The organism is Pseudomonas sp. 05N431, from assembly GCF_056397005.1.
This window is the reverse complement of record NZ_JBFTMN010000001.1, coordinates 59,741-72,858: the sequence shown is the minus strand read 5'-3', so window position 1 is coordinate 72,858 and position 13,118 is coordinate 59,741. Positions and strand designations below refer to the sequence as shown.

Genomic DNA, 13,118 nt, shown 5'->3' with positions numbered 1-13,118 from the left:
TGGACTGCCGTCATCGCGAGCAAGCTCGCTCCCACAGGGATTGGTTGTTCCATCGACGATCATTGGCGTCCTTTGCACAAAACGGATAAAGGTCTGCACCCAGCGGATATTGTCCAGTAGCCGCCCGCCCTAGCATGAGCCTGCCTGAATAAAAACAATGGAGGCGGCGGCCATGTCCCTGCGACCCGAATACCTTCACTCCCTGCTTGAAGAAGACAAAGACCAGGGCATCTACCGCTGCAAGCGGGAGATGTTTACCGACCCACGCTTGTTCGATCTCGAGATGCAACACATCTTCGAAGGCAACTGGCTGTACCTCGCCCACGAGAGCCAGATTCCGAACAAGAATGACTTCTACACCACCACCATGGGCCGTCAGTCGATCTTCATTGCGCGCAACAAGGACGGCGAGCTCAACGCGTTCATCAACGCCTGCAGCCACCGTGGCGCGATGCTCTGCCGACACAAGACCGGCAACAAGTCTTCCTACACCTGCCCGTTTCATGGCTGGACCTTCAACAACTCCGGCAAGCTGCTCAAGGTCAAGGACCCGGCGTCGGCCGGCTACCCGGCGAGCTTCAACTGCGAAGGCTCCCACGACCTGACCAAAGTCGCGCGCTTCGAATCCTATCGTGGCTTCCTGTTCGGCAGCCTCAAGGCCGATGTGGTGCCGCTGATCGAGCACCTGGGCGAGTCGGCGAAGATCATCGACATGATCGTCGATCAGTCCGCCGATGGCCTCGAAGTACTGCGTGGTTCATCCAGCTACATCTACGAAGGCAACTGGAAACTCACCGCCGAAAATGGCGCCGACGGCTATCACGTCAGCTCGGTGCACTGGAACTATGCCGCCACCCAGAACCAGCGCAAGCAGCGCGAATGCGGTGACGAGAACCCGACCATGAGCGCCGGTACCTGGGCCAGGCAGGGCGGCGGTTTCTACTCCTTCGACAAGGGCCACATGCTGCTCTGGACCCGTTGGTCGAACCCGGAAGACCGGCCGCTGTACGAGCGCCGCGATGAGCTGGCCAAGGATTTTGGCCAGGCCCGCGCCAACTGGATGATCGAGAACTCGCGCAACCTGTGCCTGTACCCCAACGTGTACCTGATGGATCAGTTCAGTTCACAGATCCGTATCGCCCGACCGATCTCGGTCAACCGCACCGAAATCACCATCTACTGCATCGCCCCCAAAGGCGAAAGCGACGGCGCGCGTTCGAGCCGGATTCGTCAGTACGAAGACTTTTTCAACGTCAGCGGCATGGCGACTCCGGACGACCTCGAGGAATTCCGCTCCTGCCAGACCGGCTACCAGGGCAGCGTCACCACCTGGAACGACATGTCCCGTGGCGCTGAGCACTGGGTTGAAGGTGCCGATGAGGCGGCCAAAGAGATCGACCTGCACCCGTTGCTCAGCGGGGTGCGTACCGAAGACGAAGGCCTGTTTGTGCTGCAACACAAGTACTGGCAGGAAACCATGCTCAAGGCTTTGAGCGAAGAACAGTCGGAATTGATCAAGGTGGAGGCGCTGTCATGAGCATCACTTACGACGCCGTGCGCGATTTTCTCTACCGCGAAGCGCGCTACCTCGATGACAAGGAGTGGGACAACTGGCTGGAGCTGTATGCGGCCGATGCGTCCTTCTGGATGCCATCCTGGGACGACAACGACGAGTTGACCGAGGACCCGCAACGGGAAATCTCGCTGATCTGGTACGGCAACCGCACGGGCCTGGAAGATCGCATCTTCCGGATCAAGACCGAGCGTTCCAGCGCCAGCGTGCCGGACACCCGGACCTCGCACAACATCAGCAACATCGAGCTGCTCGAACAGGTCGACGGTCTGTGCAAGGTGCGCTTCAACTGGCACACCCTGAGTTTTCGCTACAAGACCGTCGACAGCTATTTCGGCAGCAGCTTCTACACCCTCGACATGCGTGGCGACAGCCCGCTGATCAAGGCCAAGAAAGTGATCCTGAAGAACGATTACGTTCGTCAGGTCATCGATGTCTATCACCTGTGAGGCAGCCGTCATGACTCATTCCATCGCACTCAATTTTGAAGACGGCGTCACCCGTTTCGTTGACGCCAACCCTGGCGAAACCGTGGCCGACGCCGCGTATCGCCAGGGCATCAACATCCCGCTGGACTGCCGCGACGGCGCCTGCGGCACCTGCAAATGCTTTGCCGAGGCTGGGCGTTACGATCTCGGCGAGGAATACATCGAAGACGCCCTGAGCAGCGACGAGGCCGAAAAAGGCTTTGTGCTGACCTGCCAGATGCGCGCCCTCAGCGACTGCGTGGTACGGGTGCCGGTGTCCTCGGACGTCTGCCGTACGCAAAAGGCCCACTACAGCGCGGCCATCAGCCAGGTGCGTCAGCTGTCGGACAGCACGATTGCGCTGTCGATCAAGGGCGAAGCCCTGAGCAAACTGGCGTTTCTGCCGGGGCAATACGTCAATCTTGGCATTCCCGGCAGCGAGCAGACCCGCGCCTATTCGTTCAGCTCGTTGCAACGCGATGGCGAAGTCAGCTTCCTGATCCGCAACGTGCCGGGCGGGTTGATGAGCAGCTTTCTCACCGGTATCGCGAAGGCCGGCGACAGCATGAGCCTGGCCGGGCCGTTGGGCAGTTTTTACCTGCGCGACATTCAGCGTCCGTTGCTGCTGCTGGCCGGCGGCACTGGGCTGGCGCCGTTCACCGCCATGCTGGAAAAAATTGCCGAGCAGGGCAGTGAGTATCCCTTGCACTTGATCTATGGCGTGACCAACGATTTTGACCTGGTGGAACTGGACCGGTTGCAAGCCTTGGCTGCGCGGATCCCGAACTTCAGCTTCAGCTGCTGCGTGGCCAACCCGCAAAGCGCGCACCCGCTCAAGGGCTACGTCACTCAGCACATCGAGCCCAAGCACCTGAACGACGGCGATGTCGACGTATACCTCTGCGGCCCGCCGCCGATGGTAGAGGCCGTGAGCCAGTTCATCCGCGAGCAGGGCATCTCGCCGAAAAATTTCTACTACGAAAAATTCGCGGCCAGTGCTGCTTGAAATGCGCAAATCCTGTGGGAGCGAGCTTGCTCGCGATGACGGCAGTACATTCAGCATTAATGTTGACTGACCCACTGCTATCGTCGGAACGCCGCCCGGAGCCAGCTCGCTCCCACAAGGATTGCTGTGCTCTTACGCAAACTTGAGGGGTTGAAATGAACAGATTCCATGAAAAAGTCGCGCTGATTACCGGTGCGGCCCAAGGAATTGGTCGTCGCGTTGCCGAGCGGATGGCCGCCGAAGGTGCGCGGCTGATTCTGGTCGACCGTTCCGAGCTGGTGTTTGAGCTGCAAGAACAGCTGGGACAAACCACTGAAGTGCTGACCCTCACCGCCGACCTTGAACAGTACGCCGAGTGTCACCATGTGATGACTGCAGCCATCGAGCGATTCGGTCGTCTGGATATATTGGTCAACAATGTCGGCGGCACCATCTGGGCCAAGCCTTTCGAGCATTACGAAGAGCAACAGGTCGAAGCGGAAGTCCGCCGTTCGCTGTTTCCGACGCTGTGGTGCTGTCACGCCGCGTTGCCGTTCATGCTGGAGCAGGGCAGCGGCGCCATCGTCAACGTGTCATCGGTTGCCACGCGCGGGGTCAATCGCGTGCCTTATGGCGCGGCCAAGGGCGGGGTCAATGCGCTCACCGCGTGCCTGGCGTTCGAAACCGCTGAGCGAGGTGTGCGGGTCAACGCCACCGCGCCGGGCGGCACCGAAGCGCCACCACGGCGGATTCCGCGCAACAGCGCTGAGCAAAGCCCGCAGGAGAAGGTCTGGTATCAGCAGATTGTCGACCAAACGGTCGACAGCAGCCTGATGAAACGCTACGGCACGATTGACGAGCAGGTCGGGGCGATCCTGTTTCTGGCCTCTGACGATGCGGCCTATATCACCGGGTTGGTGATGCCGGTCGGCGGCGGCGATCAGGGCTGAGGTATCCCTTGTGGGAGCGAGCTTGCTCGCGATGACGGAATCACATCCAACATCATTGTTGACTGACCCTGCGCTTTCGCGAGCAGGCTCGCTCCCACAGGGTTGAGCTGAGCCCTTTCAAGCTCTGTGTTAACATCGCGCCCTTATGTAAACGCGATACAGAAGGGGTGAACAACGATGGCTCAGAGGATGGTGGTGCTCGACACCGAAACCACCGGCATGCCGGTGACCGACGGCCACCGGATTATCGAGATCGGTTGCGTCGAGTTGATCGGTCGACGCCTGACGGGCCGGCATTTCCACGTTTATTTGCAACCGGACCGGGAAAGTGACGAGGGCGCGATTGGCGTCCACGGCATTACCAACGAGTTCCTGGTGGGCAAGCCGCGTTTCGCTGAAGTGGCCGATGAGTTCTTCGAATTCATCAAGGGCGCGCAGCTGATCATCCATAACGCGGCGTTCGACGTTGGCTTCATCAACAACGAATTCGCGCTGATGGGCCAGCAGGATCGGGCGGATATCACCCAGCATTGCTCGATCCTCGATACCCTGATGATGGCGCGTGAGCGTCACCCCGGCCAGCGCAACAGCCTTGATGCCTTGTGCAAACGCTATGGCGTCGACAACTCCGGCCGTGAGCTGCACGGCGCCTTGCTCGACTCCGAGATTCTCGCTGACGTTTACCTGACCATGACCGGCGGCCAGACCAGTCTGTCGCTGGCTGGTAACGCGTCTGATGGTAATGGTTCGGGCGAGGGTTCGGGCAATCAGGCGAGCGAGATCCGTCGTCTGCCAGCCGATCGCACGCCGGCGCGGATCATCCGTGCCAGTGAAGCGGAGCTGGCCGAGCACGCCTCACGCCTTGAAGTGATCGCCAAGTCTGCCGGTGCCCCGGCGCTCTGGACCCAACTGGCCGAGGCCGAAGCACAAGCTTAGGTTGCAGCACATGCCCTGTAGCAGCTGCCGAACCTGTGAGGCTGCGTTCGGCTGCGGAGCAGTCGCAATAGGTAAACGAGTTCCTTCAGAAAAACAGCACATTGCTTGTTTGCGAGGACTTCGTCCTCGAACGCAGCCTCACAGGTTCGGCAGCTGCTACGGTACGGATCGCGGTGCTGGGTAATGCTCGCTCGCCACACGGGCCGCAACCCTCTACCCTGAGTGTATTGGCAGACCACGGTCTGCTGCCTCAGGACGCCGAGCCCCATGTATAAAGACTTGAAGTTCCCGGTCCTAATTGTCCACCGCGACATCAAGGCCGACACAGTCGCCGGTGATCGCGTGCGTGGCATCGCCACGGAGCTTGCACAGGAAGGTTTCAGTGTCCTTTCGGCGGTGGATTACGCCGAAGGGCGGTTGGTTGCTTCGACTCACCACGGCCTCGCGTGCATGTTGATTGCCGCCGAAGGCGCCGGGGAGAATATCCACCTTTTACAGAACATGGCCGAATTGATTCGTGTGGCCCGCGCCCGTGCGCCGAATTTGCCGATCTTCGCCCTGGGCGAGCAGGTCACTCTGGAGAACGCCCCGGCCGATGCCATGAGCGAGCTGAACCAGTTGCGCGGCATTCTTTATTTGTTCGAAGACACCGTGCCGTTTCTGGCGCGCCAGGTCGCCCGGGCGGCGCGCAGCTACCTCGATGGCTTGCTGCCACCGTTTTTCAAGGCCTTGGTGCAACACACCGCCGACTCCAACTACTCCTGGCACACCCCAGGGCATGGCGGGGGCGTGGCTTATCACAAAAGTCCGGTAGGCCAGGCGTTTCACCAGTTTTTTGGCGAGAACACCCTGCGTTCGGACCTGTCGGTCTCGGTGCCGGAGCTCGGCTCGTTGCTGGACCACACCGGACCACTGGCGGAAGCTGAAGCCCGTGCGGCGCGTAATTTCGGCGCCGATCACACGTTTTTCGTGATCAACGGCACCTCGACGGCCAACAAGATTGTCTGGCAAGCCATGGTTGCGCGTGACGACCTGGTGCTGGTGGACCGTAACTGCCACAAATCGGTGTTGCACTCGATCATCATGACCGGGGCGATCCCGTTGTACCTGTGTCCGGAGCGCAATGAACTGGGGATCATCGGGCCGATTCCACTGAGCGAATTCAGCCGCGAATCAATCAAGGCCAAGATCGACGCGAGCCCGCTGACCAAGGGCCGAGAGCCCAAGGTTAAATTGGCGGTGGTGACCAATTCGACGTACGACGGGCTCTGCTACAACGCCGAACTGATCAAGCAAACGTTGGGCAACAGCGCCGAAGTGTTGCACTTCGACGAAGCCTGGTACGCCTATGCGGCGTTTCACGAGTTCTTTGCCGGGCGCTATGGCATGGGCACCTCGCGCACTGATGACAGCCCGCTGGTGTTCACCACCCATTCCACCCATAAACTGCTGGCGGCCTTCAGCCAGGCGTCGATGATTCACGTGCAGGATGGCGGCGCTCGGCAACTGGACCGTGACCGCTTCAATGAAGCGTTCATGATGCACATCTCCACCTCGCCGCAATACAGCATCATCGCCTCGCTGGACGTGGCGTCGGCGATGATGGAAGGCCCGGCCGGCCGGTCGCTGTTGCAGGAAATGTTCGATGAAGCCCTGAGTTTTCGCCGGGCGCTGGCCAACCTGCGCCAGCACATCGCCACCGACGACTGGTGGTTCTCGATCTGGCAGCCACCGCTGGTGGAGGGGGTAGACAAGGTAACCACCGCTGACTGGCTGTTGCAGCCCGAAGCCGATTGGCACGGCTTTGGCGACATCGCCGAAGATTACGTGCTGCTGGACCCGATCAAAGTGACGCTGGTGATGCCGGGGCTGACGGCCGGTGGCGCGCTGAGCGAGCGGGGGATTCCTGCGGCAGTGGTCAGCAAGTTCCTCTGGGAACGCGGGTTGGTGGTGGAGAAAACCGGCCTGTATTCATTCCTGGTGCTGTTTTCCATGGGCATTACCAAGGGTAAATGGAGCACTTTGCTCACCGAGTTGCTTGAATTCAAACGCAGCTACGACGCCAATGTCAGCCTGGCGGTGTGCCTGCCGTGTGTCGCGCAACGAGACGTGGCGCGTTATCAGGGCATGGGGCTGCGCGACCTGTGTGATCAATTGCATGCCTGCTACCGCAGCAACGCCACCGCCAAGCACCTCAAACGGATGTACACGGTGCTTCCGGAAATCGTCATGAAACCGGCCGACGCCTACGATCAATTGGTCCGTGGCGAGGTCGAGGCGGTGTCAATCGACAATTTGCAGGGGCGAATCGCTGCGGTCATGCTGGTGCCATATCCGCCGGGGATTCCGCTGATCATGCCCGGCGAACGCTTTACTGAGTCGACGCGCTCGATCATCGATTACCTGACGTTTGCCCGCTCGTTCAACAGCAGCTTTCCGGGCTTTGTCGCTGATGTGCACGGCCTGCAGCATGAAGACGAGGGTAATGGGCGGTCTTACACCGTCGATTGCATAAAGACTTGAGGACTTTTCCAAGTATGCAGCCGGTCATCAACCCCAAGTATCCGGGTTTGGCGGTACGTGTCGCCGATCAGGGATTCGCGGCGTATATCTGGGGCAGTGACTTCAGTTTTGAAGTCCGGGCCTATGCGGCCGCAGAGATCAATAAGCCAGTGGATCAGTGGCGGCTGGAAACCATCACGCCCTACCGCAAATGTTATGGCATTGACCCGGAGGAGTTCGCCAGTTACCGGGACGCGGTCGACAGTGCGATTTTCATGGCGTTTCTCGACGATCACCCGGTGGGGCACATCGTGATCAGCACCAACTGGAACGGTTTTGCCCATATCGATGAGCTGGCAGTGCATGCCCCGGCGCGTCGTCACGGGGTGGCCAAGGCGTTGCTGGATGTCGCGCAGTTCTGGAGTCGCAAGAAGAAACTGCCGGGCATCATGCTGGAAACCCAGAATAACAACCTGGGTGCCTGTCGGCTGTACGAGCGTTGCGGTTATGTGCTCGGCGGCATCGATCACCTGCGTTATCGCGGCATTGACCCACAAACTGCCGAGGTCGCGTTGTTCTGGTATCGGTTGTTCGATAATCCGTTGGACAGTCCGATCAGCCCGCCAGCATCGCCTCGGCTTGTTCCTTGATGATCTCCAGTAACGCCTGGGCCGCAGGCGCTATCGCGGCATTGTTCAGGGTCAAGGCGTAAAGGCTGATCGGAACGGCCGGCGAGACAGGGCAAACGTCCAGTCCGCCGGCCTTGGCGCCGATCGCGGTAAACGGATCGACAACGGCCAGGCCTTCGCCGGCCTCGACCATGCTGCGCATCATCTGATGGGTCTGAACCCGGGTTTGCACCACCGGTGCAGGGCGCAAGGCCTGCAGTTTGCTCTCGAACATCACGCTGAGCGGGTCGTGGCCTTCGAGCCCGACCATCGACTGGCCGGCCAGGTCCTGCACGGAAATGTATTTTTGCTTGGGTTGCAGCCAGCCATGAGGCGCCAGGAGCTGGAGTTTGCCTTGGGCAATGATCTGACACTGAATGTCAGGGTGGTCGGGATCGTGCAGGCTCAAGCCAAGATCGCTTTCACGCAGCAGCAGGCTTCTGACGATGTCACGCGTGGGTTGGCTGAGCAGGGAGCAGGGCGCATCCGGGAAGCGTCGACGCAGGGTGGCAATGCCCTGTGGCAACAACTGCTGCGCCAAGGGGGGCGTGCAAATGATCCGCAACGGCGGCGCCAGGTACTGTTTGAGGCTGTTGGCCAGCCGCTGTACCGGTTCGAGCGCTTCATAGACGTGGGCAATCTCGACCTGCAACTCCCGCGCCTCACGGGTAGCCTGCAAACGCCCGCGTACGCTGGCAAACAGCATGAAGCCGAGCTGTTCCTCGGCTTCGCGCAAAATCCCCTCGACCCCGGCCACCGGCAATTGCAGCATCTCGGCAGCGGTGCCCAGGTGACCGGTTTGCAGGAGCGCCTGGATCACTTCGATATGGCGTAAACGCATGCGTGAAGTCCATGTTCAGCAGGTGAGGGAGTCAGTGTCTGAATCCTAACTCAAGTCCGTGCCTATGACTTCAGCTCATAACGGAGGCTTATGAGGCGACGTTTGGTTCAGGCTCGCGGATGATGGTAACGCCCGATTGAACCAAGACAAATTCGTTGTCATCAAGTTTGTTAATGCGATCGCCAATCGCCAGCTTATAGGTGGTGACAGGCGCAAGGCCGGCGATACCGTCCTGCGAGGGGGTGGATTCCTGGAACTCATGCACCGAATAAACACGGCCTTCCGCGTCTCTTGCATGGAATTGTCCGACGAGTACTGCTGCCATCTGCTTAGAACCTCTGGAGATAAGTCACTCAATTTGCGGTTCTGTAGACCGTCGATAAGCTTGGTAAGTTTTCCTACAGGAAAAAAATAGTATTTAACTGCTATTCCGCGACACGGGACACGTTCAAGTCCTGCCGAATCATCTATAACTACAGGCTCCTTTAGCCAGATAGTCGGGAATCCCCAATGAGCAAGGTCTATACGATTGCTGTCCTGGTTGGCAGCTTGAGAAAACAGTCGATCAACCGCAAAGTCGCGTTGGCGCTGGCTGAACTGGCTCCGGCAAACCTCAGGCTGAACATCGTCGAGATTGGCGACCTGCCGCTCTACAACGAAGACATCGACGTAACCCCGCCGGCAGCCTACAGCACTTTCCGTAATCAGGTGAGCTCATCCGACGCGGTGCTGTTTGTGACGCCGGAATATAACCGCTCGGTGCCTGCTCCCCTGAAGAACGCCATCGATGTCGGTTCCCGGCCTTATGGCAAGAGTGCCTGGGGTGGTAAGCCGGGGGCGGTGATCAGCGCTTCGCCCGGCGCTATCGGTGGTTTCGGTGCTAACCACCATTTGCGTCAATCCATGGTGTTCCTCAATGTACCTTGCATGCAGCAACCGGAAGCCTACCTGAGCAACGCCGGTAAGGCGTTCGACGAGTCGGGCAAGGTGTCCGAGTCGGTCCGGCCATTTTTGCAGAGTTTCATCAATGCCTATGCCGAGTGGGTCGAACAATTTAAAAAGGATTGATCGACTCGGGCCAGTGCTTACGCTCAGGAAGCGCTGGCCCGTCAGCGGTTGATCGAACCATTGAATATTGGACAGCCACCCGACAAGGAGTCTGAAAATGCAAAGCCCGGACACGGTCACACGGCTGATCACCCGTAAAAACGCCATCGACCAGAGTCGTGTCGAGCGTGAGCAACGCAGCCTGATTCCTGCTACTGGTGACGTGATCCTGAAGATTGATCGCTGCGCGCTGACCACCAATAACGTCACCTACGCAGCCTATGGCGACTCGATGCATTACTGGGAGTTTTTCCCGACGGGACAGGCACAATGGGGCCACATCCCGGCCTGGGGTTTTGCCGATGTGCTTGCCACTACAGTTGAAGGCATTGCGGTCGGGGAGCGCTTTTACGGGTACTTTCCACTGGCCAGCCATCTCTGGATGCATCCAGAGCGGGTGACCGAACGAGGTTTTTATGACGCCGCCCCGCACCGTCAAACACTCAACTCGGTTTACAACCAGTACACCCGTTGCAGCTGGGATCGGTACTACAGCCCTGCGAATGAAAACCTGCAAATGCTGCTGAATCCGCTGTTTTTGACGTCATTGATGTTGGCGGACTTCCTACAGGACAATCAACTCTTCGGTGCGACGCGCGTGGTGTTCTCCAGCGCTTCGAGCAAAACCGCTTTCGGCACGGCTATTTGCCTGGAGGACCAGGCGGGTCTCGAACGCGTAGCGCTGACATCGGCCGGGAACAAGGCGTTTGTTGAACATCTTGGGTGTTACGAACGCACGCTCGGGTACGCCGAGTTGGCGTCGCTGCCCGCTGACCGTCCGACCGTGTACGTGGATTTCTCCGGTAATCTGGAGCTGCGCGATCAGGTACATCAGCATTACGACGAGCAATTGATGTACAGCTGCTTTGTAGGTTCGACCCAGAGCTCTGAAGAGGCGCAACTGAGTGCTATCACAGGGCCGCAGCCGGCGTTTTTCTTTGCACCCATCCAGATTCGCAAACGCAACGCCGACTGGGGAGCGCAGCGGCTTGTCGAGTACATCGGTGAGGGCGGGCAGAAGTTTCATCGGCGAGTGACGGCACCGGCCAATCCATTGCTCAGGGTGGTGGAGAGTGATGGGCTTGAAGCGGCGCAAACGGTGATTTCGCAGCTGTTTCACGGGGAGATCGCGCCAATCGAGGGGCATGTGATCCGTTTGTAATACCTGAATCGCACAAAATTCCGTAGCAGCTGGCGCAGCCTGCGCTCGGCCGCGTAGCGGTCGCAAATCCTGAATTCGCGATTAACCTGACGCACTGCGGTGTTTGATTTTACGACTGCTTCGCAGCCGAGCGCAGGCTACGCCAGCTGCTACAGTTGCGCGCAATGCGGTTTATTCGCTTTACCCTATATTCGAAATTCCATATATTCGCGCTTCGTTTGTTCAGGCGCTTGCATTTCCATGTCCGATTCCAGCAATCCCGTCGATGTGTTCAAGGCATTGGCCGACGAGACCCGCAGTCGTATCGCTTTGCTCATCGCCAAAGAGGGTGAGCTGTGCGTGTGCGAGCTGACGGCGGCGCTGGACCTGAGCCAGCCAAAAATCTCCCGTCACCTGGCGCAATTGCGCAGTCATGGTTTGCTGGCGGACCGTCGTCAGGGGCAATGGGTTTTTTATCGCCTGCATCCGCAATTATCTACGTGGGTCGTGACGTTGTTGCACGGCGCGCTGGCAGCCAACGGTGCATGGCTTGGCGCTGACGTAGCGCGTCTACGGGCGATGGATGACCGCCCGGTCCGTTGCTGCTGATTTCCCCCCTCCATCTTCTTCAAGGCTGTTTCGCATGCTCGTAGCGTCGTTGATTTTCCTCCAGACCATTACCCTGGTGATCTGGCAACCCAAAGGTCTCGGCGTCGGCTGGAGTGCGGTGCTGGGGGCCGTGTTGGCGCTGCTCTGCGGGGTGGTGCAGGTCAGCGACATTCCGCTGGTATGGGACATCATCTGGAACGCCACCGGAACGTTTGTGGCGCTGATCATCATCAGCCTGTTGCTGGATGAAGCGGGTTTCTTTGCCTGGGCAGCGTTGCATGTGGCTCGCTGGGGGCGCGGTAACGGGCGCAAGCTATTCGCTTACATGATTTTGCTCGGGGCGCTGGTATCGGCCTTGTTTGCCAATGATGGCGCGGCGTTGATCCTCACGCCCATCGTGATTTCGATGCTGCTGGCCTTGCGGTTTTCTCCGGCGGCGACGCTGGCGTTCGTGATGGGCGCCGGGTTTATCGCCGATACCGCGAGCCTGCCGCTGGTGGTGTCGAACCTGGTGAACATCGTCTCCGCAGACTTCTTCCACATCGGGTTCAACCGTTATGCAGCGGTCATGGTGCCGGTCAACCTGGTGGCCGTTGCGGCGACGCTGGCGGTGTTGCTGTGGTTCTTCCGACGGGAGGTTCCTGCCGATTACGACCTTGAACAACTGGAAGACCCGAAGACTGCGATTCACGACAAGGCAACCTTCGTTGCCGGTTGGTGTGTGCTGGTGATTTTGCTGCTGGGCTGTTTTGCCCTGGAGCCGTTGGGGATCCCCATCAGCGCGATCTCGGCGGTGTGCGCGGCATTGCTGCTGGCCATTGCCGCCCGTGGGCACAGGATTTCCACGCGCAAGGTGATGAAAGAGGCCCCGTGGCACATCGTGATTTTCTCCCTGGGCATGTACCTGGTGGTTTACGGCTTGCGGAATGCCGGGTTGACCACGTACCTGGCCGGTTGGCTGGACGTGTTCGCGGACTACGGCGTGTGGGGCGCCGCCATGGGCACCGGGCTGCTGACCGCGCTGTTGTCGTCGATGATGAACAACCTGCCGACGGTGTTGATCGGGGCGTTATCGATCGATGCCAGCCAGGCCACCGGGGCGGTGAAAGAGGCAATGATCTACGCCAACGTGATCGGCAGCGACCTGGGGCCGAAAATCACCCCGATCGGTAGCCTCGCGACCTTGCTTTGGTTGCACGTGCTGGCGCGCAAGAATATTCAGATCGGCTGGGGGTATTACTTCAAGGTCGGGATCGTGCTGACAGTGCCGGTGTTGCTGGTGACCCTGGCGGCGTTGGCCTTGCGCCTGTCCGTCTAGACCGTGTCGGCCCTATCGCGA

At 59.4% G+C, this 13,118-nt stretch carries 13 protein-coding genes; 11 read left to right on the top strand and 2 right to left on the bottom strand.

The window, feature by feature from the left end; genetic code table 11:
* Window positions 1-172 precede the first annotated feature (172 nt).
* The 7 genes from benA (at window position 173) to AC1DIG_RS00300 (ending at window position 8,063) form a co-directional block, all read left to right on the top strand.
* Window positions 173-1,537 (top strand): benzoate 1,2-dioxygenase large subunit, encoded by a 1,365-nt coding sequence (benA, locus tag AC1DIG_RS00330; protein WP_477765618.1) that lies wholly within the window; start codon window positions 173-175, stop codon window positions 1,535-1,537.
* Window positions 1,534-2,022 (top strand): benzoate 1,2-dioxygenase small subunit, encoded by a 489-nt coding sequence (gene benB / locus AC1DIG_RS00325; RefSeq protein ID WP_477765617.1) that lies wholly within the window; start codon window positions 1,534-1,536, stop codon window positions 2,020-2,022. Before benA ends, benB begins: the two co-directional genes overlap by 4 nt.
* Before the next feature lie 10 nt (window positions 2,023-2,032).
* A complete protein-coding gene (benC, locus tag AC1DIG_RS00320) occupies window positions 2,033-3,046 on the top strand; it encodes a benzoate 1,2-dioxygenase electron transfer component BenC (protein ID WP_477765616.1) in 1,014 nt (337 codons plus the stop codon).
* Window positions 3,047-3,201: 155 nt separating this feature from the next.
* On the top strand, window positions 3,202-3,975 hold the full coding sequence (locus tag AC1DIG_RS00315; protein WP_477765615.1) for a 1,6-dihydroxycyclohexa-2,4-diene-1-carboxylate dehydrogenase: 774 nt from the start codon (window positions 3,202-3,204) through the stop codon (window positions 3,973-3,975).
* Between the two features lie 177 nt (window positions 3,976-4,152).
* Window positions 4,153-4,911, top strand: a complete 759-nt coding sequence (gene dnaQ / locus AC1DIG_RS00310; RefSeq protein ID WP_145016520.1) for a DNA polymerase III subunit epsilon — start codon at window positions 4,153-4,155, stop codon at window positions 4,909-4,911.
* A gap of 267 nt (window positions 4,912-5,178) precedes the next feature.
* Complete coding sequence (locus AC1DIG_RS00305) at window positions 5,179-7,434, top strand: Orn/Lys/Arg family decarboxylase (RefSeq protein WP_477765614.1); 2,256 nt, start codon at window positions 5,179-5,181, stop codon at window positions 7,432-7,434.
* Between the two features lie 14 nt (window positions 7,435-7,448).
* Window positions 7,449-8,063 carry a GNAT family N-acetyltransferase gene (locus tag AC1DIG_RS00300; RefSeq protein WP_477765613.1) on the top strand — a complete coding sequence of 205 codons (615 nt, stop codon included), beginning with the start codon at window positions 7,449-7,451 and terminating at the stop codon, window positions 8,061-8,063.
* Here AC1DIG_RS00300 and AC1DIG_RS00295 read toward each other — a convergent pair.
* Together AC1DIG_RS00295 and AC1DIG_RS00290 are read right to left on the bottom strand one after the other, a co-directional pair.
* Window positions 8,029-8,922, bottom strand: coding sequence for a LysR substrate-binding domain-containing protein (locus AC1DIG_RS00295; RefSeq protein WP_477765612.1), 894 nt, complete (start codon window positions 8,920-8,922; stop codon window positions 8,029-8,031). The genes AC1DIG_RS00300 and AC1DIG_RS00295 overlap by 35 nt on opposite strands.
* An 88-nt stretch (window positions 8,923-9,010) precedes the next feature.
* Entirely contained in the window at window positions 9,011-9,247 is a 237-nt protein-coding gene (locus tag AC1DIG_RS00290; RefSeq protein ID WP_477765611.1) for a hypothetical protein, read from the bottom strand.
* A gap of 185 nt (window positions 9,248-9,432) precedes the next feature.
* On the opposite strand from AC1DIG_RS00290, the gene AC1DIG_RS00285 reads away from it, so the two are divergent.
* From AC1DIG_RS00285 to AC1DIG_RS00270, 4 genes are all read left to right on the top strand, one after another.
* Window positions 9,433-9,990, top strand: coding sequence for an NADPH-dependent FMN reductase (locus AC1DIG_RS00285; RefSeq protein ID WP_477765610.1), 558 nt, complete (start codon window positions 9,433-9,435; stop codon window positions 9,988-9,990).
* Window positions 9,991-10,087: 97 nt separating this feature from the next.
* Window positions 10,088-11,191, top strand: a complete 1,104-nt coding sequence (locus AC1DIG_RS00280; RefSeq protein ID WP_477765609.1) for a DUF2855 family protein — start codon at window positions 10,088-10,090, stop codon at window positions 11,189-11,191.
* Between the two features lie 240 nt (window positions 11,192-11,431).
* Window positions 11,432-11,779 carry a metalloregulator ArsR/SmtB family transcription factor gene (locus AC1DIG_RS00275; protein ID WP_477765608.1) on the top strand — a complete coding sequence of 116 codons (348 nt, stop codon included), beginning with the start codon at window positions 11,432-11,434 and terminating at the stop codon, window positions 11,777-11,779.
* Window positions 11,780-11,813: 34 nt separating this feature from the next.
* Window positions 11,814-13,097, top strand: coding sequence for an arsenic transporter (locus tag AC1DIG_RS00270; protein WP_477765607.1), 1,284 nt, complete (start codon window positions 11,814-11,816; stop codon window positions 13,095-13,097).
* Window positions 13,098-13,118 lie beyond the last annotated feature (21 nt).

What these genes read in the sequence shown, in the direction of transcription:
- benA (WP_477765618.1), top strand. Translation starts at nt 173, where the DNA reads ATGTCCCTGCGACCCGAATACCTTCACTCCCTGCTTGAAGAAGACAAA.
- benB (WP_477765617.1), top strand. Translation starts at nt 1,534, where the DNA reads ATGAGCATCACTTACGACGCCGTGCGCGATTTTCTCTACCGCGAAGCG.
- benC (WP_477765616.1), top strand. Translation starts at nt 2,033, where the DNA reads ATGACTCATTCCATCGCACTCAATTTTGAAGACGGCGTCACCCGTTTC.
- AC1DIG_RS00315 (WP_477765615.1), top strand. Translation starts at nt 3,202, where the DNA reads ATGAACAGATTCCATGAAAAAGTCGCGCTGATTACCGGTGCGGCCCAA.
- dnaQ (WP_145016520.1), top strand. Translation starts at nt 4,153, where the DNA reads ATGGCTCAGAGGATGGTGGTGCTCGACACCGAAACCACCGGCATGCCG.
- AC1DIG_RS00305 (WP_477765614.1), top strand. Translation starts at nt 5,179, where the DNA reads ATGTATAAAGACTTGAAGTTCCCGGTCCTAATTGTCCACCGCGACATC.
- AC1DIG_RS00300 (WP_477765613.1), top strand. Translation starts at nt 7,449, where the DNA reads ATGCAGCCGGTCATCAACCCCAAGTATCCGGGTTTGGCGGTACGTGTC.
- AC1DIG_RS00295 (WP_477765612.1), bottom strand. Translation starts at nt 8,922, where the DNA reads ATGCGTTTACGCCATATCGAAGTGATCCAGGCGCTCCTGCAAACCGGT.
- AC1DIG_RS00290 (WP_477765611.1), bottom strand. Translation starts at nt 9,247, where the DNA reads ATGGCAGCAGTACTCGTCGGACAATTCCATGCAAGAGACGCGGAAGGC.
- AC1DIG_RS00285 (WP_477765610.1), top strand. Translation starts at nt 9,433, where the DNA reads ATGAGCAAGGTCTATACGATTGCTGTCCTGGTTGGCAGCTTGAGAAAA.
- AC1DIG_RS00280 (WP_477765609.1), top strand. Translation starts at nt 10,088, where the DNA reads ATGCAAAGCCCGGACACGGTCACACGGCTGATCACCCGTAAAAACGCC.
- AC1DIG_RS00275 (WP_477765608.1), top strand. Translation starts at nt 11,432, where the DNA reads ATGTCCGATTCCAGCAATCCCGTCGATGTGTTCAAGGCATTGGCCGAC.
- AC1DIG_RS00270 (WP_477765607.1), top strand. Translation starts at nt 11,814, where the DNA reads ATGCTCGTAGCGTCGTTGATTTTCCTCCAGACCATTACCCTGGTGATC.